General features: G+C 67.5%; 21 protein-coding genes. 9 read left to right on the top strand and 12 right to left on the bottom strand.

The features are described from left to right. Genes ABZ004_RS01030 through ABZ004_RS01010 form a run of 5 tightly spaced genes read right to left on the bottom strand, consistent with a single transcriptional unit; the run spans window position 1 to window position 5,319 of the window. A complete protein-coding gene (locus tag ABZ004_RS01030) occupies window positions 1-1,398 on the bottom strand; it encodes an ATP-binding protein (protein WP_355677707.1) in 1,398 nt (465 codons plus the stop codon). A gap of 47 nt (window positions 1,399-1,445) precedes the next feature. Beyond that, on the bottom strand, window positions 1,446-2,723 hold the full coding sequence (locus tag ABZ004_RS01025; RefSeq protein ID WP_355677706.1) for a serine hydrolase domain-containing protein: 1,278 nt from the start codon (window positions 2,721-2,723) through the stop codon (window positions 1,446-1,448). Window positions 2,724-2,782: 59 nt separating this feature from the next. Further along, window positions 2,783-3,511 (bottom strand): Clp protease N-terminal domain-containing protein, encoded by a 729-nt coding sequence (locus ABZ004_RS01020; protein ID WP_355677705.1) that lies wholly within the window; start codon window positions 3,509-3,511, stop codon window positions 2,783-2,785. Between the two features lie 49 nt (window positions 3,512-3,560). After that, window positions 3,561-4,724 (bottom strand): serine/threonine protein kinase, encoded by a 1,164-nt coding sequence (locus tag ABZ004_RS01015; protein ID WP_355677704.1) that lies wholly within the window; start codon window positions 4,722-4,724, stop codon window positions 3,561-3,563. 10 nt (window positions 4,725-4,734) lie between these two features. Continuing rightward, a complete protein-coding gene (locus ABZ004_RS01010) occupies window positions 4,735-5,319 on the bottom strand; it encodes a hypothetical protein (protein WP_355677703.1) in 585 nt (194 codons plus the stop codon). Window positions 5,320-5,408: 89 nt separating this feature from the next. On the opposite strand from ABZ004_RS01010, the gene ABZ004_RS01005 reads away from it, so the two are divergent. From ABZ004_RS01005 to mug, 5 genes are all read left to right on the top strand, one after another. Beyond that, window positions 5,409-5,735, top strand: a complete 327-nt coding sequence (locus ABZ004_RS01005; RefSeq protein ID WP_355677702.1) for a hypothetical protein — start codon at window positions 5,409-5,411, stop codon at window positions 5,733-5,735. A gap of 40 nt (window positions 5,736-5,775) precedes the next feature. Beyond that, window positions 5,776-6,060 carry a hypothetical protein gene (locus ABZ004_RS01000; protein WP_355677701.1) on the top strand — a complete coding sequence of 95 codons (285 nt, stop codon included), beginning with the start codon at window positions 5,776-5,778 and terminating at the stop codon, window positions 6,058-6,060. Between the two features lies 1 nt (window position 6,061). Continuing rightward, complete coding sequence (locus ABZ004_RS00995; protein WP_355677700.1) at window positions 6,062-6,751, top strand: hypothetical protein; 690 nt, start codon at window positions 6,062-6,064, stop codon at window positions 6,749-6,751. A gap of 181 nt (window positions 6,752-6,932) precedes the next feature. Further along, window positions 6,933-7,253, top strand: coding sequence for a hypothetical protein (locus ABZ004_RS00990; protein ID WP_355677699.1), 321 nt, complete (start codon window positions 6,933-6,935; stop codon window positions 7,251-7,253). Window positions 7,254-7,708: 455 nt separating this feature from the next. Further along, on the top strand, window positions 7,709-8,212 hold the full coding sequence (gene mug, locus ABZ004_RS00985; RefSeq protein ID WP_355677698.1) for a G/U mismatch-specific DNA glycosylase: 504 nt from the start codon (window positions 7,709-7,711) through the stop codon (window positions 8,210-8,212). 451 nt (window positions 8,213-8,663) lie between these two features. Here mug and ABZ004_RS00980 read toward each other — a convergent pair whose 3' ends face one another. Further along, window positions 8,664-9,593 (bottom strand): alpha/beta hydrolase, encoded by a 930-nt coding sequence (locus tag ABZ004_RS00980; protein ID WP_355677697.1) that lies wholly within the window; start codon window positions 9,591-9,593, stop codon window positions 8,664-8,666. 114 nt (window positions 9,594-9,707) lie between these two features. Here ABZ004_RS00980 and ABZ004_RS00975 point away from each other — a divergent pair, with 114 nt between their 5' ends. Next, window positions 9,708-10,280, top strand: a complete 573-nt coding sequence (locus tag ABZ004_RS00975) for a TetR/AcrR family transcriptional regulator (protein WP_355677696.1) — start codon at window positions 9,708-9,710, stop codon at window positions 10,278-10,280. A 57-nt stretch (window positions 10,281-10,337) separates the two neighbouring features. Here ABZ004_RS00975 and ligD read toward each other — a convergent pair whose 3' ends face one another. Beyond that, window positions 10,338-11,309, bottom strand: coding sequence for a non-homologous end-joining DNA ligase (ligD, locus tag ABZ004_RS00970; protein WP_355677695.1), 972 nt, complete (start codon window positions 11,307-11,309; stop codon window positions 10,338-10,340). 77 nt (window positions 11,310-11,386) lie between these two features. On the opposite strand from ligD, the gene ABZ004_RS00965 reads away from it, so the two are divergent. Then, window positions 11,387-14,716 (top strand): hypothetical protein, encoded by a 3,330-nt coding sequence (locus tag ABZ004_RS00965; RefSeq protein ID WP_355677694.1) that lies wholly within the window; start codon window positions 11,387-11,389, stop codon window positions 14,714-14,716. Between the two features lie 44 nt (window positions 14,717-14,760). On the opposite strand, the gene dusB is transcribed toward ABZ004_RS00965, so the two are convergent. The 4 genes from dusB to ABZ004_RS00945 form a co-directional block, all read right to left on the bottom strand. After that, the gene (dusB, locus tag ABZ004_RS00960) at window positions 14,761-15,885 is read right to left on the bottom strand and encodes a tRNA dihydrouridine synthase DusB (RefSeq protein WP_355677693.1); all 1,125 of its coding nucleotides are present in this window, start codon (window positions 15,883-15,885) and stop codon (window positions 14,761-14,763) included. Window position 15,886: 1 nt separating this feature from the next. Continuing rightward, window positions 15,887-16,573: a hypothetical protein gene (locus tag ABZ004_RS00955; protein WP_355677692.1), complete on the bottom strand. Its 687-nt coding sequence runs from the start codon at window positions 16,571-16,573 to the stop codon at window positions 15,887-15,889. Window positions 16,574-16,575: 2 nt separating this feature from the next. Next, entirely contained in the window at window positions 16,576-17,961 is a 1,386-nt protein-coding gene (locus ABZ004_RS00950) for a glycine--tRNA ligase (RefSeq protein ID WP_355677691.1), read from the bottom strand. A gap of 68 nt (window positions 17,962-18,029) precedes the next feature. Beyond that, window positions 18,030-18,335: an antibiotic biosynthesis monooxygenase gene (locus ABZ004_RS00945; RefSeq protein WP_355677690.1), complete on the bottom strand. Its 306-nt coding sequence runs from the start codon at window positions 18,333-18,335 to the stop codon at window positions 18,030-18,032. A 127-nt stretch (window positions 18,336-18,462) separates the two neighbouring features. Here ABZ004_RS00945 and ABZ004_RS00940 point away from each other — a divergent pair, with 127 nt between their 5' ends. Beyond that, window positions 18,463-18,771 carry a DUF6703 family protein gene (locus ABZ004_RS00940; RefSeq protein ID WP_355677689.1) on the top strand — a complete coding sequence of 103 codons (309 nt, stop codon included), beginning with the start codon at window positions 18,463-18,465 and terminating at the stop codon, window positions 18,769-18,771. A gap of 34 nt (window positions 18,772-18,805) precedes the next feature. On the opposite strand, the gene ABZ004_RS00935 is transcribed toward ABZ004_RS00940, so the two are convergent. After that, window positions 18,806-19,345, bottom strand: coding sequence for a TetR/AcrR family transcriptional regulator (locus ABZ004_RS00935; RefSeq protein ID WP_355677688.1), 540 nt, complete (start codon window positions 19,343-19,345; stop codon window positions 18,806-18,808). A gap of 102 nt (window positions 19,346-19,447) precedes the next feature. Between ABZ004_RS00935 and ABZ004_RS00930 the strand changes: the two genes are divergently transcribed. Then, the gene (locus tag ABZ004_RS00930; protein WP_355677687.1) at window positions 19,448-20,668 is read left to right on the top strand and encodes an FAD-dependent monooxygenase; all 1,221 of its coding nucleotides are present in this window, start codon (window positions 19,448-19,450) and stop codon (window positions 20,666-20,668) included. Window positions 20,669-20,753: the final 85 nt, after the last annotated feature.

The raw sequence follows: 20,753 nt of genomic DNA, 5'->3' as shown, positions 1-20,753 counted from the left end.
TCAGACCCCATAAACCGTCGTGTCGTTGTCGGCGTCTTTCGCGAGTCGTTTGGACAGGTAGAGAGCTTCCAGGGCGAGTTCGACCGCGGCAGCGATCCGGCCGGGTGAGTCGTCCGGCTCCACGCCGGCTCTGGCTGCCACGTCATGGAGCACGGGTAGCTCGGGGAGAGCCGAAAGCACGTCACGGCCTGGGATCCGTTCGCCCGTCGTCACTAGGTTGCCGTCGGCAACGGCGTTGGCGAGCGGGGTGAGGTCGAGGCCGGCGAACCGTTCGCGGGCGGTGTCGGCGACGGACCTTCTGAGCAGGTATTCGAGCAGCTCGGTCTCGCGTCCTTCCTCACCCGGCTCGAATTCCAGCTTGCCCCGCAGTACGGCGGGAACCGCGTCGAGGTCGACCGGTCGCGCCACTGCCGGCTCCTCGCCGGTGATCGCGCTTCTCCGCAACGCAGCTGCCGCCACGGTCTCGGCCGCCGCGACCGCGAACCGGGCCGAAACGCCGGACCGCTGGTCGATCGCGTTGGATTCTCTGAGGTGCCGCACGAAGCGCGCCAGCACCTCGAGCAGCGGCTCGCCGACCTCCGCGGTGAGGTTGCTCTCCTGCCGTACGACGTCGACCTCGGCATCGATGTCGAGCGGGTAGTGGGTCCGTACTTCGGCGCCGAAGCGGTCCTTCAGCGGCGTGATGATGCGGCCGCGGTTGGTGTAGTCCTCAGGATTGGCCGTTGCCACCAGCAACACATCGAGCGGGAGGCGCAGGGTGTACCCGCGGACCTGGATGTCGCGCTCCTCCATCACGTTGAGCAAGGCGACCTGGATCCGTTCGGCGAGGTCGGGCAGCTCGTTGATGGCGACGATCCCGCGGTGCGCGCGCGGCACCAGGCCGAAGTGGATCGTCTCCGGGTCGCCGAGACTGCGGCCCTCGGCAACCTTCACCGGGTCGACGTCACCGATCAGGTCACCGACGGAGGTATCCGGGGTCGCCAGCTTCTCGGCGTACCGGAGGCTGCGGTGCAGCCAGGCGACGGGCAGCTCATCACCGAGTTCAGCTGCGCGGCGTTTCGAGGCCGGGGTGATCGGGTCGAGCGGGTGCTCGGGCAGTTCCGCGCCCTCGATCACGGGCGTCCATTCGTCCAGCAGACCGACGAGCGTGCGGAGCAGGCGGGTCTTGCCCTGGCCACGCTCACCGAGCAGTACTACGTCGTGCCCGGCCAGCAGGGCACGCTCCAACTGAGGGATAACAGTCCGGGAGAACCCGACGATCCCCGGCCAAGGGTCGCGCCCGGCGCGCAACTCGGTCAGCAGATTGTCGCGGATCTCAGCCTTGATCGAACGGGGAAGATAGCCGGCGGCCCGTAGCCCGCCAACATTCCGGGGAAGCTCAACAGGGGCACTAGTCACGGAAACGACGTTAGCTCGGTCACCCCAAACCGCACACCCAATTCCACTCAGGGCTTACGCGGGGTGACTCGGCCCGAAGCCAGTAGGTGTGTGGGAGTGAAGGTGACTGGCGTCCACGGTTGATCCGGGGCGGTGCGGATGACGTAGTGGTTGCCGTCGAGGGGTTCGGTGGGGAGGAGCTCGTAGGTGACGACAGGTTCTTCGGCGAAGGCCAGGCGGGCGCCGGTGGCGTTGTAGGTGAGGAGCAGGCGGTCGTCCTCGAGGGTGACGTCGGCGCGCAGGCCGGCTCGTTCGTAGGTGCCCAGGACTGCCTCCGTGGGGACGACGGCGTCGACCGGGGAAGGGTGCGGAGGCCGCGCGACTCCGGCGTACTGGGTGAAGACTTCGGCGGCGATCGCCTCGAACAGTGCGTTGGCGTTCACCGAGTTGGTCAGCAGCACCAGGGCGATCCGTGCGCTCGGGTCGACGCGGAGGTAGGCCAGTTGCGAGATCGTCATGCCGTCGTGGCCGAAGAGTCTGTGGCCGGCCCAGTCGTGGAGTCGCCAGGTGAGACCGAGTGCGGTGACGTCGGAGCCGGGCGGATAGGCGGTCTGGGGTTCCTGCATCTCGGCGTACGTGGTGTCCTCGAGGTGCAGTCGGGCGAACCGGAGTACGTCGGCCGCGCTGGCGGTGATGAGGCCGGCCGGACCGATGCTGCGGGGAAGTTGCCAGGTGCTGACCGGCGTACCGTCCGCGAGATGCCCGACGGCGGCGCGGTGCAGGATCGCCTCTTCCGGCAGGGTCACGGTCGAGCGGAGGCCGAGCGGTTCGATGAGCCGGGCGCGTAGTGACTCGTCCCAGGTGCGGTCGTCCAGTACTTCGATCAGCCGGCCGAGGATGACGAATCCGGCGTTGCAGTACGAGTACGCCGTACCGGGTGCGAACAGCTGGTCCACGTCGCCGAGCAGCGCGACGTACTTCGCCACGCAGTCGTCACCGCGACCGGTATCGGTGAACACGTCACCGTCAAGACCGCTGGTGTGCGTCAGCAGCTGCCGGACGGTGATCCGCGGATCAATCGATGCCTCGGGCAACAGCTTCGTCAGCTGGTCGTCGAGCGTTAGCCGGCCCTCGGCCGCCAGTTGCAGGATCATCGTCGCGGTCCACGGCTTGCTGACCGAACCGATCTGGAACAGCGAATCGGCGGTCACCTCGACGCCGGTCGCCCGGTTCAGTACGCCATACGGCGCGATCGTCTCCTCGCCGTCCACCCACAGGCCGAGAACGGCTCCGGGAACGGCGTGTTCGGTAGCGAGCTCGGTGAGTCGCTGGGTCCAGTCAGGCATGGACCCAAACCTATGTGCCGGGGATCGGGCATCGGCGCCGAGGCCCGATCGCTGCGAACTTACTTCTTCTGGGTCAACTCGGTCAGCATGGCGCGGATGTCGGACCAGGCCGTCGCCTCGTCCAGGCCGAGCTGCTCCAGAACCTTGGTCGCGATCGCTGCCTGCCCGCGATAGAAGGCGAGCAGGAGGTGCTCGGTGCCGACGTAGTTGTGGCCGATCGCAACCGCTTCGCTGACCGCATCCTGGAGGACATGGGCAGCACGGCGGGTGAAAGGCGGCCCGTCGTTGATGGCCGTCGAACTCTGCTCCACCGCTTCCGGCTCGCGCGCGGGACTGAGTGGTTCGACCGCCGCCGCGACCTTCTCTTCCGTGATGTCGTGCGCGAGCAGGACGCGGGTCGCGATCGAGACCGGCTCGCTGTAGAGGCCGAGAAGCAGGTGTTCGGTACCGATGAACGAGTGGTTGAGCCCCTGGGCGACCACGCCGGCCGCTTCGAGGACCGCCCGGCAGCGGTTGGTGAAACGGCTGAAGTCCGGCGACGCTGCCCAGGCGTCGGCGAAGCGCTTGTGCGCGGCCTGCTTGCTGACGCCGAGCACTGTGCTGATCTCCACCCAGGACTTGCCGGAGCTGCGGGCGCGGTCGACGAAGTACCCGAGAGCGGCGTCGCTGGTGGCAGTCAGGTCGTTGATGGTGCTCGACGCGGTGGCGAGCTGGATGAGGACGTCGTCGGTGCCGGCGTCGTGGCGGATCGTGTCGATGAGTTGCTGCAGATCTGGTCCTGGCGTCATGCCGTCAACCTTAGGTTGACGACCGGTAGGTCGTCAACCCTGGGTTGACTCAGCATTGATGGCGGACGAACTCGGTGAGGGACCAGCCGTTGCGGCCGTCGTCGAGACGGACATGGACCCAGCTGTCGCCGTCGTGCTGGGCGATCGGAGTCAGCCGGTCGCCCCGGTGCACGGTCGCAATCACTGTGCGGCTGCGCGGCGCGTCCCGAACGGTGGCGTCCTGCGCACAAACGGTCAGCTGCGCCGGGTGCGCCTCCCCCTGCGCCAGCAGGCTCGCCCCCACTCCCCCGATGGCGATCACCGGCGCCGCGATCGCCACCAGCTTCCCGACCCGCCGTCGCGTCCATCTCTTCGGCGGGCCTGTGGTTGCGGCACCGAGGGCTGCGGCGAAGGCGTGCGCACTGGGATAACGATCCTCGGGCGCCTTCGCCATCGCCGTACGGACGACTTCATCGAACCCAGCCGGTACGCCGTACGCGCTCGGCGCCGGCGGTGGGAGCATCGCCACGGCGTACGCCAACTCGGGCAAGGTGCGCCGGTCGAACGGACGCCGCCCGGTCAGCAAAGTGAACAAGGTGCCGCCTAGCGCGTACACGTCAGTTGCCGCCGACACCGACTCGCCACGCCATTGCTCAGGTGCCATGTAGGCGACCGTGCCGGCCATCGCACCGAGGGACGGCCCGGAGGCCGTGCCGCTGCGCAGCCAGTCGGCGCCGCCGCTGAGATCCATCCCGGTGCTCTCCAGGCTCGCCAGCTGGCGGGCGACGCCGAAGTCGGCGACCGTCGGGCGGTCGCCGTCGAGGATGATGTTGGCCGGCTTCAGATCCCGGTGGATCACCCCGGCCTGGTGCATCGCCTCGACCGCGCCGGCCACCTCGGTCAGCAGCGCGACCGCCCGCTCGACCGGCAACGGGCCTTCGTCCTCGAGCAACCGCTGCAGATCGGGGCCACTCAACCGGTCCATCGCGAGCCAGGCCTGATCGCCGTCGCCGCCCACGGCATGAACCCGGACCACCCCGGGATGGTCGACGGCCGCGGCCAGTCGAGCCTCCCGGCGCAGCCGGTCACGGTACTGCGGGTCGACCAGCTCGGGATGCACCACTTTGATCGCGACGGACCGCCCGTCGGCCAGCCGGTTCGCCGCGTACACCACCCCTGTCGCGCCCGCACCCAGCGGCTCCGCCAGGCGGTAGCCAGGTACTTCGACGATCACGGCACGCACACTAATCCCCACTCTCCGGATCCGGAAGGGATTCGGAGGCCAGCTGGACAACCAGTTGCAGCCGACACACCTCGGACAGAACTTTCTGCCGAAAGACCTTCAGATCGGCCGGTTGATCGTCAGTTCCGCGCACTGGCGACAGCAGTTGCCCCACCGCCCGGCCGAGCTGATCGTCGGCCGCCGACTCGACCAGCGGCAGCAGTTCGCGCGCCTCGGCCAGCGCCTGACTCAGCAGCCGCGAACGAATCGGCTGCTCCAGCAACAGGGCCGCGATCCGGAGCATCCGGCGGCTCGCGCGGAACGCGACCTCCGGACTCAGCGGCTGGTCGTCGGCGCCCTCGCGCCGCTCGCGGACCTGGTCGATCCACGGCTCGATACTGCTCCCGAGCCAGATCGGTCCGGACGAGAGCTCGGCGTCGGGCTGGGGCATGCCATGGCTGCGCCGGCGCCGCCAGGCGGTCACCAGCTGCCGATTGAGGCCGAGCACCTCCGCGATCTCGGCGATCCCGTAAAAGCTCTTGCGCTCACTGCCGATGCCCTGACCGCTGGCCGCCTCCTCGTCGTACGCCGCCCGAATGTCGTTCACCAGGTCAGCGTAACCACGGATTACATCTATTGCCATCTCTGACGACACGGCCTACTGTCATCTCAGACGACAAACCACTGGAGGTTGAGATGACACGCAAGGTTCCGCTCGCCATTGCGCTCACCGCTCTCGCGCTCGGCGGCGCCGCCGTCGCGAGCGGCGCTCCCGCCGCGACCGCGGTCGAGGTGCCGACGCACGCGATCAACGTCTGCCAGAGCGCGACGATGTACGAGAACTACAACTTCTCGATCCCCGGCCCGGTGACGTACATCCGCACTCTGGGCTACGGCGACAAGATCGGCCATACGCCGGGCAAGCACCCGGTCTACAACGGCTGGGCCTCGATCCAGGACTTCGGCCCGAACGACTGGGGCTTCATCCGCGAAGAGTGCATCGGTGGCTACAACAGCTGGTGAAACGCCCTCTCCAACCCGCCCCGCTCAAGGAGAAACCGCAATGAATCGAGTACTACGGACCGCTGCCGTCGCCGGCGCTCTGCTGGTCACCGGAGTCACCGTCAATGCCACCCAGGCCCAGGCCGCGAACGGTCACGTCGGAGTCCGCGAGACCGTGTGCGCACAGGACCTCCAGTTCCGCACCGAGCCGGGTGGCGCCCGGGCCGGCACCCTGCACTACGGCGAGACCTTCCTGGTCGAACAGATCTCCGGTGGCTGGGTCTACGGCTTCGCCTACGGCACGATCAACCACAAGGGCTGGGTCCAGGACGGCTGGTTCTGCTGACATGAACCCTGTGAAGAAGGGCCTCGTCGCCCTTGCGGCCGGCGTACTCCTGGTGGTCGGTGCGAGCCAGTCGGCGCAGGCGATCAACCAGTACGTGACGATCGGCAATGTGCCGAAGCCGGCGGCCTGCAACAACCACGGCACCATCCCCGCCGGCGGTTGGCTCGCGAACAAGTCCTGCGGCTATGTGATGGGTACGGCGATCGCCGGCACCCGGTTCGACGTCAGCAGCACGACGGCCAGCAACTTTCACTTCGGTCGCTGGCGTGCTGGAGACGGGTCGAGCTTTTGCGCGTGGCTGGTGCCGGGAGCCCTCGACACCTCGCACTCGACGCCGATCGCGGACAGCTGCAGCTCGGACACGAGCTCGCGGATGGTGCACCGGCGGAGTTTCGGCAGGGACTTCGACGCGGCACCGCACACAGGCAACGGCGCCATCATCGTGTCGATCAACCCTTCGGCCTGCACGGGGTACTACAACTACTTCGTCGACAGCACCTTCACCAGCGGCCGCCTGCACGACCCGGTCGGCTTCGCCCTCCCCAGCACCGGCGGCTACCGCTACTCCACGAACGACAACGGCGCCTCGATGATCCGCGTCGACGCCCTCGGCGAAACCATCTGGCTCTTCGTCGCGCGCAGCTGCATCAACTCCCAACTCCCCACCACCCTCAACAACGAGAACGACTGATCACCCCAGCAGCAGGCGCCGCTCCCCCGCCCCAGGAGCGGCGCCTGCTGCGTCTTCGTACTTCTTCGTCTTCGTACTTCGTCTTCGTACTTCCTCGCGAGCCGCGCTCGTAAGCTGTTGGCTCGTGCGCCCGCCTGTGATGCCAACCTGCGGGTTTCCGTTCTCCCCGAAGGACCGACCCGTGCCCGAACGACCCGAGATCGTCTGCATCTGCGGCTCCACCCGCTTCGTCGATGAGATCCACACAGCAAACCGCGCCTTGACCTTCGCGGGCGCCATCGTCCTCGCCCCAGCCGTCTTCCCCCGCGCCGATCACGAACCACCCGAGTCGATCACCAACGACCAGAAGACCGCCCTAGGCGCCCTCCACCTCCACAAGATCGACCTCGCCGACCGGGTCCTCATCGTCAACCCAGGCGGCTACATCGGCGAATCCACCCGCCAAGAGATCGCCCACGCCCACGCCACCGCCAAACCAATCTCCTACACCCACCCCACCTGACCACCCGCCGCATCCCGGCGCACCACCCGCCTGCCGCTCGCCACCAGCCACCCCAGCCAGACCCCCACGATCGGCTCGCGACACCCCCCACGAACCGAACCCGGTAACCACCCCCACCATCCGCACCCGGCAGCCGCCTCCACCACCCGGACCCGATAGCTACCCCCGCGATCCGGTCCCGGTGGTCGCCGCGGCTGGCCCCGGCAGCTCCGGACCGCCAGGCCATCAGTACCCGGACGCGGCGGGTGTATGGGGGCGGTCGCCGCGCCTCGGTGCGTAGGTCTGAGGGATCGCGTTATGCCTGGTGGGTGGGGCGGGGGTCGTATTGATGTGGTGGCGGATCGCTGGCCCTGTTGAAGGTCGGGGGGAACTCGGCGTTTGCGCTTAGGTCCCGCGTGTGGCGGGCGGGTGACGGTGGTTGAACAGTGTTGGCGGTTTCGTCTTACAGTTCACGCATGCAGGAGCTGGCTGATGTGATCGGGCCTGGGTTGAGGGTCTTGTTCTGTGGGATCAACCCGGGGCTGGTGTCGGCGGAGACAGGGCATCACTTTGCTCGGCCGGGGAATCGGTTCTGGCCGGCGTTGCATTTGGCGGGGTTCACGCCTCGGCAGTTTCGGCCGGATGAGCAGGGTGAGTTGCTGGGGCTCGGGTTGGGGATCACGAATGTGGTGGATCGGCCCTCGGCGAAGGCTGACGAGTTGAGTAAGGCGGAGTTTCTGGCTGGTGGGGAGAAGCTGGTGACGAAGGTGCTCGAGTATCAGCCCGCGTGGCTCGCGGTGGTTGGCGTTACGGCGTACCGGGATGCGTTCGGGGAGCGGAAGGCCGTGATGGGCCGGCAAGAGAGGACGATCGGCAAAACCCAGGTCTGGATCCTGCCGAACCCAAGCGGGCTGAACGCCCACTACACCCTCCCCAAGCTCGCTGCCGCCTACGCCGACCTCCACACCGCCGCCTACTGACCCCGTCCCCAAGTCGCACCGCTGACGGGCAAAGCGCCTTGCCGGGCAGTAGGTCTGGACAACATCCCGCGGCCTCGGACATCTCATGACATGTCCGAGGCCCCAGCTTCTTGTCCGGACCTGCGCTTTCTTGTCCGGGTTTTCGGGTGACTAGATGAACTTGCTGACGCTTTTCACTGGCGCCTCCAGGTGGGCGGGGGGCGGAGCCTTCTGGGGCGGTTCGCGGTGGCGCTTGCCGGCGCGCGGTTCGCGGGAGCTCTTCAGCTATGCGGGGGCTGCCGCCGCCGGCGCAGCGGCCGCAGGTGGCGATCGCTGCGCTGGGCGGCGTGGACGCTGGCTCCGCGACTGCGCCGGCCCGTGGCGCTTGCCGGGCGCGGATTGCGGTGGCGAAGGCCGGGGGCGGTTTGCGGGGGCGCTTGCCGGGCGCAGTTTGCGGGGGCGTTATGACCTGTTAGTGGAGGGCGGCTTTTAGGGTGGAGGTGGCTAGGGTGATGGCGGTTTGGGCTCCGTGGGTGGGGCGGAGGGCGTCTACCATGACGAAGTCGTGGATGACGCCGCCGATGCGGACGGCGGTGACCTCGACGCCGGCGGCGCGGAGGTTGGCGGCGTACGCTTCGCCTTCGTCGCGCAGTACGTCGGCTTCGGCGGTGATCACCAGGGCGTCAGGGAGTCCGGCCAATTGGTCGAGGGTCGCCCGGAGGGGTGAGGCGGTGATCTGGTTGCGCTCTGCCTCGTCGGTTGTGTACTGGTCCCAGAACCACTTCATGCCCTCGCGCTGGAGGAAGTAGCCCTCAGCGAATTCGTGGTACGACGCGGTGTCGAACGACGCATCGGTGACCGGGTAGAACAGCACCTGCTGCTTGAAGCTCAGGTCGCCCCGTTCTTTCGCGAGCAGAGTCACCGCGGCCGTCATGTTGCCGCCGACCGAGTCGCCGGCGATCGCCAGCCGCTCGGCATCCAGGCCAAACTCATTGCCCGAAGCAACAATCCAGCGGGCGACCGAGTAGATCTGCTCCAGCGCGTGCGGGTAGCGCGCTTCCGGCGACAGGTCGTACTCCGGGAAGACGACCGCTGCGTTCGAGCCGACCGCCAGCTCGCGAACCAGGCGGTCGTGGGTGTGCGCATTGCCGAAGACCCAGCCTGCGCCGTGGATGTAAAGGATGACCGGCAGTACTCCGGTGACGCCGGCCGGGCGGACGATGCGCGCCTTGGTGCCGTCGAGGGCGGTGATCCACTCCTCGTCGACGGGAAGCTTCGGGTAGTCGGTGGTCTGGACCTCGTCGACGGCCTTGCGACCGTCGGCCGGATCCAGCTGGAAGAGGAACGGCGGTTCTGCGGTGGCGTCGGCGAAAGCCTGGGCTGCGGGCTCGAGAACGGTCATCGAAGTACTCCTTCGGGTGAGACTCAGAGAGTGAGAACGGGCGTTCTCTCTCGATGTCCGCTACTGTAGGAGAACGGTGGTTCTCGCCGCAAGTGGGTGGTTTGGAGGAGTGTTATGACGATCGACACAGCGACGGCGCAGGAGCAGGTGCTGGCGGCGGCGGACGCGTTGTTCTACGAGCGCGGTGTGCAGGCGGTCGGGATGGATGCGATCCGGACTGCTTCGGGGGTTTCGCTGAAGCGGCTGTATCAGCTCTTCGGTTCCAAGGACGAGCTGATCGAGGCGTACCTCAAGCGTCGCGACGAGATCTGGAAGACGATGCTCGCGGAGCACGTCGATCCGGCGAAGGATCCGCGGGGTCGAATTCTGGCGGCGTTCGATTTCCTGTACGACTGGTTCCAGCAGCCGGATTATCGCGGATGTGCGTTCATCAACTCGTTCGGTGAGCTGGGGACGGTGTCGCCGCGGGTGGCGGAGCTTGCGGACGCGCACAAGGCGGACTTTCAGCGCCGCCTGACCGAACTGGCCCAAGAGGCCGGCGCACCGGATCCGGCCCGCCTGGCGGAGTACCTGATCCTCCTCAGCGAAGGCGCCATCACCCGCTCCTCCATCGCCCGCTCCGCCGAGCCCGCCGAGCACGCCCGCGAAGCAGCAACCCTGCTCCTCGACGCCCTACTCCCTGCCTGACAACAGTTGGTCAGGTCGTAAACCTGCCTGGCAACAGCTCGTCAGGCAGTAAACGATCTAGGCATCTTCCTCGGCGGCTCGTTTGGCGGCGGCACGGCGTTTGCCTTCGTGCATGGCGACGACGCGGGCGATCGGGATCTCGTGGCCCTCGGCAATCAGATCAGCGGGAAGAGTCTGCGGCGCCGGGAGTTGCTCGGTCCAGGACGGGGTGTCGGCGAGCAGGCGCGGCGTCGTACGGATGGTGAAATCGGCTGGGGTGACTCGGTCGAGGTTGTCCCAGCCGATCGGGAAGGAGACTGTCGCGCCGGGGCGGACGCGCGGGCTGTACGCCGCGACGACCGTTGCGCCGCCGGACCGGGTCGAGTCGACGAAGACCTTGCCCTCGCGCTCCTCTTTCACGTACGCCGTGGTCGCCAGCGAAGGATCGATCCGCGCAGCCCGAGCCGCGATGGCTCGGGTCGCCGCAGCAGCGTCCTCGATCGACGCCTGATCGTCGATCGGCACGTAGACGTGAACACCCTTCGCCCCGCTCGTCTTGACGGCGCCCGCCAGACCCAACTCGCTCAACGCCTCGCGGACCAGGAACGCCGCTGCGACGGCAGCGCCGAACGTCTCCCCCTCCGGCGGGTCGAGGTCCAGCACAAGATGCGTGACCCGATCCCAACGATCAGCGCGGACCAGCGTCGGGTGGTACTCGACCGCGCGCTGGTTGGCGAACCACAGCAGCGTCCGCCGGTCGTCGCACAGCGCATAGGTGACCTCACGCTTGGACGCCTCGGCCCACATCGGCACGGTTCGCACCCAATCGGGCGTGTACTTGGGCACGTTCTTCTGCATGAACGGCTTCTGCCCGGGCCGGACCCTGATCACCGAGAGCGGCCGGTCGCGCACCCCCGGCAGCAGCACCTCGTGCACTGCGTCCAGATAGTCGACCAGGTCCCGCTTGGTCGAGTCGGCGCCGTCGAACAGCGGCCCGTCCAGGCTCGTCAGCGGCACCCCGTCCCGCGTCTCATCCGGCTCTTTCGCCATGCACCAAACCTTAGAGGTTGGCACGGGTCCAGGGCAGGACCTTAGAGGTTGGCACGGGTCCAGGGCAGGATATGGGGATGCAGCTTTTGGGGGACCTCGACAGCCTTCCGTACGGCGAACGTTCGCGGTTGATCGCGCAAGAAGCCCAGCGGCTGCGCGGCACGCAGGAGCTGGTCAGCCTGCTCGACGAGCTCGGGAACGGTACGGCGTACGAGAGACTCGTCGGACTGCAGCTCGCCCAAGTCGCCGGGCACGTCAGCTATGTCGCGCAACTCCTCGTCGACCCTGATTCGACCGTGCAGGCGCGGGCACTCGTCGCGGTCTCGCACGGGGTCGCCGTAGCGGACGACGCATTGCAGACCTTGTACGACGATGCGCCGGCCGAGCTCCGCGGCAAGCTGCTCCGCGCGATCCGCCGTACCGGTCGGCAAGCACTCGCCACTCGGCTCATCGAGGACCAGCGAGAGCGCTGGGGCGATCGAGCGGCCGCCGCGATGCTGAGCAGCACCGACGGCACCACCGTCGCACGTCTCCTCCCCGAGCTGGCCTACTGCCTGTCCGCAGGTGAATGGCAGCGGCTCGCGATCAAGCACCCGGACGCGGTGCTCGCGTACGCCGGGCAGACCGTCCCCACCGGATCCGACTGGCAGCAATGGTGGCAGGGCGTCGCGTACGGCGTAGTCGCCCTCCTCGACCGCCGCGAGACCGCGCCCAACACCCTCCTCGACCTGCTCGACCGCGCCCTCCCGGCCAATCAGTTGCCTGGAGCAATCATCGGCATCCTCGGCCGCCTGATCGACCTGGACCGCGAGCTGGTACTGCGGATCCTCATCACCCCGGATCGCTCGCAACTCCTCGGCCAGGCACTCACTCCCGCCGTACGGCGTCGTCTGCACAGGTTCACCGATGATGAACTCGGCACCGTAGGCCGCCTGCTCTGGCCGAATGCGGCCAACCTCCTCGTCAACCTGCCACCATCGCGCCGCACCGCCGTCTTCGACGCGATCACGGACCCCCTCGACCTCAGCCAGGCCGAGCTTCCCGACACGCTCCTCGACGTCCTCCCGCGCGACCTCCGACACGACCAAGCCCGGCGGATGCTCAAGCTGCCGCGCCTCGCCGAGGACATCAGGCGCAGCTGGGAGATCACCGCCTATCTCCCGTACGACGAGGCGTTCGGGCTCCTGGAACCCGAGATCCGGCGACCCGAGGCCGAGGACCGCGCAGCCGTCTATCGCGCCGTCATCGCGTCCGCCGGCCATTCCCGGCAGTCTGCGGCAGTGGCAGCAGCGTTGTCGTGGGCGACCCGGGTGAAGAACGACCGCGAGCCGGTTCGCCAGGCCGTCGTCACCGCTGCGGCCGCGATCCCGCCATCGTTGCTGACCGACGACCACGTGGCTCCCCTGGAGATCTTGCTGACCGACGCGCTCGAAGCGCGCGACACGTCGTGGTGGGTCCGGCATTCGCTCAACCAGCTGGCCGAGTACGCCGTACGGGAAGGGGCCCTGCGCAACCAATCTTCCTTGCTGCGTTGGGGAATCGAGTCGCATGCGCGGCTCACCGAGAACCGCGGCACGGTCGACCTCCGTCGGCTCGTCGACGGATTGCCGCGCGGACGCGAGGTCGAGGTGTACGAGGCACTCCGCCCGTACGTCGAGGGGGCCGCGGCCCGGCACGAGTTCGACCTCGCCTTCGCGATCGCCGCGGCCTTCGGGCGGCGCGGGTGGACCAACGAGCACCTGCACGGCGTACTGGAGAAGGCCGTCTGGTCGAACCAGGAGTACACGGTCGGCCGGGCGGCGCAGCTCTGGCTGGAACCCACCGGCACGCGGGCGGAGCGGGTCGGCAGGATCATCGACCGCGAAGTCGGGATGGCGCGCTGGGACGCGGTCTGGCAGGCGGTCACCGAAGTACGAACCGACCTGCTCGACAAGCTCCTCGCCAAGCCCAAGCGCATCCGTCGCTTCGAACGTGACAGCCCGGCCTGGCAGGTGTCCGATGTCGCGCTCCGGCGGTGGTTGCCGCGACAGCACGTCCGGTACGCCGAACTGCTGACCGCTGCTGCTCAGGACGAGCGGATGCCGGACTACTCGCGCGCGAAGGCTGTGGCGACGCTCGGGCGCATCCCGGAGATCGGTCGTACTGCGGTCGAGCCGTTCCTGACTAGTGACGAGGTGCTGGTGCAGGAGGCGGCTCTTGGTGCGTTGGCCTGGACTTCGCAGCCTGAGTTGGCTTTGCCTGCTCTGCTTGCGCATGCCGGTGACGACCGTGCTCGGGTTGCCATCTATGCGGCTACGCGAGCTGCACGGTTCGTGAAGCCCAGCTTGCTTGCTGGAGCACTGGAGCCGTTGCTGGTGGGCGAGGGTGTGAAGGTCACTTCGCGCAAGGAGGCTGCGCGGCTGCTGGGCGAACTACGCGCGCCGGGGGCGAGCGTAGTACTGGCTGAGGCGTGGGGTGGGGCGCATCGGGATGTGCGAGCTGCGATCGTCAGCACTGCGTCGCAGTATCTGCTGCATGAGCCAGGGAGCTGGGCGCTGCTGCAGCAGGCAGTGCACGACTCGGACGCTACCGCTCTTGCATTGACTCAGCGGCAGCCGTTGGAGATCGCGGACAAGTACCGTTCGCGCTACGGCGACCTGCTGATCGCTGTCACCATCAGGTCAGAGCCAGAGGTTGTCGCTGCTGCCCTTGGCGCGCTAGCTAGGTGGGGTCGCTGGATCCCCGCTGCAGCAGAGATCTGCGGCGAGTTCGTCACCGACCTGTCGTCGCGAGGGTCGCTTTGGCGGAGTGCTGTCGATGCACTGGCAGCGCTGGCTGGGCGGCAACACATCGGCGAGTTGGACGACCTGCTGGATGTCGTCCGCTTGTTGCTGCGCCTCGACAGCGATCCGGCGACGCCCGACGCGGAGGCTGAGCGCGATCGGCCTGCGTGGCGGCGGCTGGCTTATCTGGTGGAGTGTGTCGAGTACGCCGTACGCCAGCAGCCGTTGGATCGGCGGGCCGGTCTCAGGGTGCTCTCGGATGAGCTTGCCGAGGCACCTACGCTTCTCGCGCATCGCCTGCAGTTGCTGGTCACGGCTACTTCCTGGGCCGCGCCTGCTGACGACCTCCGCCAGCTGGCGTCCCTTGTTGCTGATCGGCCGGTAGCAGCCAGCCACCTCGGCACGCTCATCAAGAACAGCTTGGCGATGTCGACCTGGTATCCCACAGCCCTCGGTCAACCGGTCGACGATCTCATCCGCACCGACGAGCTAGGTGCAGGCCTACTCGCCTGCAGCCTCGTCAACACAGCTGGCACGCACCTAGGTTGGCCCACCGAATGGCGCACCCGCCTCGCCACACTCCGCCGGCATCCCCACCTCGACGTGCAACACGTCGCCCTGACCCAAGCAACTGCGGCGGAGTAGCCAGCAAGTGCGGCGCGCCCGCCGCGGCGACGCGCTGGTGCTGATCAGCCGCCGGAGACGCCTATTTCGGCGTCGGCCATGTCTGTGTTGAGGCCGTCGGTGTCGTCCAGCCAGCCGTGGGGAAGCACCACGTGGTCGCGGGGACTGCCCTGGCGGCCTCGGGGGGCACCCAGCTCATGGACCGGGAAGGGTGCCGACGGGTCGAGCTGGTTGAGCAATTCGTCAAGCAGCGCTAGAGAGTCGACCATGCCTAGGGCGGCGCGGAGTTCGCCACCGGCCGGGAAGCCCTTGAGGTACCAGGGGACGTGTTTGCGGAAGTCGCGCAGACCGCGTTGTTCGCCCATCAGGTCGGCCAGGAGTTGGCCGTGGCGGCGCATGACCGTGGCGACCTCGCCCAAAGTCGGAAGGTTGAGGGCCTCACCACCGGCGAAGGCGACGGCGAGATCACGGAAAAGCCAGGGGCGGCCAAGGCAGCCGCGGCCGACGATGACACCGGCGCAACCAGTTTCGGCGACCATCCGGAGCGCATCGGAGGCTTCCCAGATGTCGCCGTTGCCGAGGACCGGGATGTTCACGTGCTCGACGAGTTCGGCGATCTTCGTCCAGTCCGCCTGGCCGGAGTACGCCTGGGCGGCGGTCCGCCCGTGCAGCCCGATCGCCGCGGCGCCCGACTCCTCGGCGATCCGGCCGGCGTCGAGATAGGTCTGGTGTGCGCTGTCGATCCCGATCCGCGTCTTCATCGTGACCGGGATCCCGTACGGCGTGGCTGCCTTCACCGCCGCCTGCAGGATCGCGCCGAGCAGATTCCGCTTCCAGGGCAGGGCCGCGCCGCCACCCTTCCGCGTCACCTTCGGCACCGGGCAGCCGAAGTTGAGGTCGACATGCGCCACGCCGTACTCCGAACAGAGCAGCTCGACCGCGCGCCCGACGTACACCGGATCCACGCCGTACAACTGCACCGACCGGACGCTCTCCGACTCGGCGAAGGTGAGCATGTCCAGCGACTTCTGGTCACCCTCGACGATGCCGCGGGACGTGATCATCTCGCAGACGTACAGACCGGCGCCCTGCTCGGCACACAACTGCCGGTACGCCGCGTTGGTGATGCCCGCCATCGGCGCGAGCACCACCGGGGTGTCGATCGTCAGACCACCAAGCCGCAAAGACATATCAGGCCTTCGTCACCAGAACTTGGCCGTTGCCCGAGATCTGCGCGCGATAAGGCTGGACGGCGTTGTCGGTGGTGGTCACGTCGCACGAGATGCCCTGCGCGGTGTGCTTGACGACCTCGACGTCGTCCATCGTGCAGGTCACCTTCGACGCGTTGGTGACCGTGCGCTGGACCGCGTCGACGACCTTGGCGCGGACGATCGGCACCGAGTCTGAGGTGAACTTGTAGGTCGCCGAGTACTGCTCGGCGTCGATCGTGAGCGTGCCCGGGTACGCCTTGCCGGCGTACGTGACTGTGCACGTGAGGTTGTGCGTGCCGGGCTTCTCCGCGTCCGCGATGCCGGGGCAGCTGACCGTCGTGGTGGCGGCCTTGCCGGCCGCGATTTGCGCCTGCTTGGAGATCGCGAACTGGATCCGCTTCGCCAGCGGGGCGTCCGCGGCGGGCTGCCCGGTCACCTTCGGCGTCGGCCACGGCTTGGACGGCGTCGGCAACGGGGGCAGCGAGGGCGTCGACGCGGTCGGGATCGGCGCGCTGGTCGGTCCACCCGAAGCCGACGGCGTACCGCCGCTCTTGGCGTCGGGCGTGGAGTCCGAGCAACCGGCGAGCACGAAGACCAGCACCGCGGCCAGCCCGAACACAACCAGCCCCAGCCTCAACTCCCCCGACAGCAGCCGCCGAACGGTCATCGTCAGCAGCCCACCAGACGCTGAGCCAGATAGCCGGTGACCTCGGTCAGCGCGACCCGCTCCTGCTTCATCGAGTCGCGCTCGCGGATGGTGACGGCCTGGTCCTCGAGGGTGTCGAAGTCGACGGTGATGCAGTACGGCGTACCGATCTCGTCCTGGCGGCGGTAGCGGCGGCCGATCGCACCGGCGTCGTCGAAGTCGACGTTCCAGCTCTTGCGCAGCTCAGCCGCGAGATCCTTCGCCTTCGGGGACAGGTCCGCGTTGCGCGACAGCGGCAGCACGGCCGCCTTGACCGGGGCGAGCCGCGGGTCGAACCGCAGTACGGTCCGCTTGTCCACGCCGCCCTTGGCGTTCGGGGCCTCGTCCTCGGTGTAGGCGTCGAGCAGGAACGCGAGCACGTTGCGGGTCAGGCCGGCGGCCGGCTCGATCACGTACGGCGTCCAGCGCTCGCCCTTCTCCTGGTCGAAGTAGGACAGGTCGACTCCGGAGTGCTTGGAGTGCGTCGACAGGTCGAAGTCGGTCCGGTTCGCGATGCCCTCGAGCTCGTCGAACTCCTTGCCGCCGAAGTGGAACTTGTACTCGATGTCGACGGTGCGCTTGGAGTAGTGGCTGAGCTTCTCCTTCGGGTGCTCGTAGAAGCGCATGTTGTCCGGGTTCAGCCCGAGGTCGAGGTACCAGTCCCAGCGCGCCTTCAGCCAGTACTCGTGCCACTCCTCGTCCGAGCCCGGCGCGACGAAGAACTCCATCTCCATCTGCTCGAACTCGCGGGTCCGGAAGATGAAGTTGCCCGGGGTGATCTCGTTGCGGAAGCTCTTGCCGACCTGGGCGATGCCGAACGGCGGCTTCTTCCGGGCGGTGCCCATCACGTTCGCGAAGTTGATGAAGATGCCCTGCGCGGTCTCCGGCCGCAGGTAGTGCAGGCCTTCCTCCGACTCGACCGGGCCGAGGTACGTCTTCAGCAGGCCGTTGAACATCCGCGGCTCGGTGAAGGTGCCCTTGTTGCCACAGTTCGGGCAGGCGATCTCGGAAAGCTTGACCTCTTCGGGGTCCTTGTTCTTGCGCCGGGCGAACTCCTCGCGGAGGTGGTCGTCACGGAACCGCTTGTGGCAGGACTGGCACTCGGTCAGCGGGTCGACGAACTCCTGCAGGTGGCCGGAAGCCTCCCAGACCTTGGTCGGCAGGATCACCGAGGAGTCCAGCCCGACGATGTCGTCGCGACTCGTCACCATCGAGCGCCACCAGTGGGTGCGCACGTTGTTCTTCAGCTCGACACCGAGCGGTCCGTAGTCCCACGCCGACTTGGTACCGCCGTAGATCTCGCCGCACGGATAAACGAAGCCTCTCCGCTTACTCAGGCTGACGACGGCATCGACGGTATCCACGGGCACTTTTCGACTCCAGATTGGTGATGCGAGAAATTTCACGGCTGGTTAGAGCACCGGGCCAGGTTATCGGTTCAACGGTGCGGCGCGAACTCGTCCAGATCGTCGTACGCCGTGGGCTCGTCGATTGCCTGCGACAGCAGCGGAACGGCGGCCAGCTTCACCTCGTACGGCGAGAGCGCGCGCCGGTAGCTGCCGATGTTCACCCACTCCATGCTCAGCGCGAGCAGCTCCGGATCGTCCGCGTTCCGCCCGGTCCGCGCGGCCACGAAACCCTTCTGCCGCGACAGCACCTCGACAGCGGCCTCCAGCCGGCCCACGAACTCCGGCTGCGCCGACTCCTCGACCCGGAACCTGATCACCACGAACACCCGCGTCACCCTACGGCGTCACCCTCCGCAACCCGAACCTCACCCCTGCCTCGCCTACCCCGCGCGGCTCCCTGCCCTCCCACCTCATCCCCGCCGTGGTCCCGACCACTGGATTCCTACTGGAACAATGGGGCGCATGAGTTCCTCCAGCAGCCAGCCGGTCAGTCCGCTCCGGGCGCGGATCACCAAGGCGAGCTACCCGATCGTGGCCAGGCTGCACGGGATGCCGAAGCTCACCCTGCCCGGGATCACGCTGGTGCTCGCGCTGATCGGGGTCTTCGCGCCGGTCGCGGTCGGGATTCCGGCGCTGCTGGTGCTCGCGGTGCTGCTCTGCTGGCTCGGGTTCCTGTCCTGGCCGGTCGTCACCACCGGCCAGCGGGCGATCCGGGTCTTCTCGGTACTGGTGATCGTCCTGTTCGCCGTCAAACGCCTCGCCGACGGCTGAGCCGGCCACCAACCCGTAGTACGGGATATACCGGCTAGGGACGCATGGTGTCGTACGCCGCGTCGACGGAGGCCTGGCGGAGTTCGTCGCGGTCGACGTGGTCGAACATCACCGCGCAGTCGGACAGCCCGCCGAACGCGACCATGCCGCGGACCTGCTGACCGAGTGACGGCTCGTCGCCGATCAGCAGCGCGATCAGCCGCTGCCGCCAGTTCACGAAGAGCGTCGCCAGGCCTGCCTCCTGGAGCACGGTCAGATCGTTGATCGCGAGCTGGATCAGCTTGCGGTGCTCGTAGGCGATGTCGAAGTACGAGCCGAGCAGTTCGCGCGCCTCGACAGGAGCGGCCGCCTCCTGCGCGTCGACGTACGCGTCGAAGGCGTCCTTCATCGGCTGGACGAGGCTGTTGATCAGCTCCTCGCGCGACGCGAAGTGGTAGTAGAGCGCGGGTTTCGTGACGCCGAGCCGCTCGGCGATGTCGCGCAGGCTCGTCTGCTGCGTCCCCTTGGTGACGAACAGATCCAGGGCAGCCTCCTGGATCCTCGCCTTGGTGTCCCCACTGCGCGCTCTCGGCATGGGTCGGAGTTTACCTGACCTTCCGGTAAGTAAACCATTGACAAACTGCCTGATCGTTTGCTTACCTTCCGGTAGGTAAACAAACGACGGTGGGAGTGCGCTGTGCAGAAGGTGTTGATCTCCGGGGCGAGCGTGGCCGGACCGGTGCTCGCGTACTGGCTGGATCGCTATGGCTTCGAGGTGACGGTCGTGGAGCGGACGCCGGCTGTGCGGCACGGGCTCGGCGGGCATGCGATCGATCTGTTCGGCGCCGCCGTCGACGTGATTGATCGGATGGGTCTCGGTGAGGCTGTCTACGAGGCGCGCACCAGGTCGGACCAGCTGACGCTGTATCGCGACGGGAAGCGTCCGATCACGGTCGATCTGGCGCGTTTCAACGCCGGAATCTCTCGCCGGCACGTCGAGATCCTTCGCGGGGAGCTCACCAGACTCCTGTACGACGCCACTCGCGAGCGGGTCGAGTACGTCTTCGGGGACTCGATCGCGACCCTGGACGACGATGGCAGTGGGGTGGATGTCACCTTCGAACGGGGTGAGCCGCGGCGGTTCGATCTCGTGATCGGCGCGGACGGGATGCACTCGGCTGTTCGGCGGCTCGCTTTTGGGCCGGAGGAGTCGATGCGGCGACCGCTCGGCGGATATCTCGCGGTGTATTCGATGCCGGATGAGCTCGAACTGGGGAGCCGGACGCTGCTGCATATGAAGGTGGGGCGGATCGCTACGACTTATGGGGTCCACCAGACCGGTCAGGCTCGGGCGTGCTTCTTGTTCCACCGAGCAGGGGAACTCCGCTATGACCACCGGGACATTGAGCAGCAGAAGCGGATTCTCGCTGATGAGTACAGCGATTACGGCTGGGAAGTGCCGCGCCTGCTGAAGCACCTGGATGCTGCCGACGATTTCTACTTCGACTCGATTACTCAGATCACGTTGGACAGTTGGCAGCGCGGGCTGGTCGGCCTGGTTGGCGATGCGGGCTACTGCCCGGGTCCGGCTGTTGGCGGCGGGACGAGTCTGGCGGTGATCACGGCCTACGTGTTGGCCGGGGAACTGGCCGCCGCACGCAGCGATATCCGCTCCGGGCTGCGCAACTATGAACGGAAGATCCGCTCGCTGGTCGAATTGAGCCGATCAATCGGACCGACCGTGGTGCGAACGATCATCCCGGGCGACAAGGTGGCGTTCGGCGCGGTGCCGCTTGCCTTCAGGGTCCTCCCACACCTGCCGACTTGGCTTCAGCGTCAGATCTGGTCCGCCAACAATCTAGGCAAAGCCTTCCGCTCGACCCCACTGCCCGACTACACCGACCTGGTGAGGTCGTAGGCGTTGTTGGAGGTTCGATCGTTCAGGTGACCGGCTGTTGCGGAATTTGAGGTGACGGGTGGTTGGCTGGTGACAAAGAGCGACC

This window comes from Kribbella sp. NPDC006257 (genome assembly GCF_040613535.1).
Lineage (GTDB): Bacteria > Actinomycetota > Actinomycetes > Propionibacteriales > Kribbellaceae > Kribbella.
The sequence above is the reverse complement of the archived record's forward strand: the minus strand, read 5'-3'. Positions and strand labels throughout refer to the sequence as shown.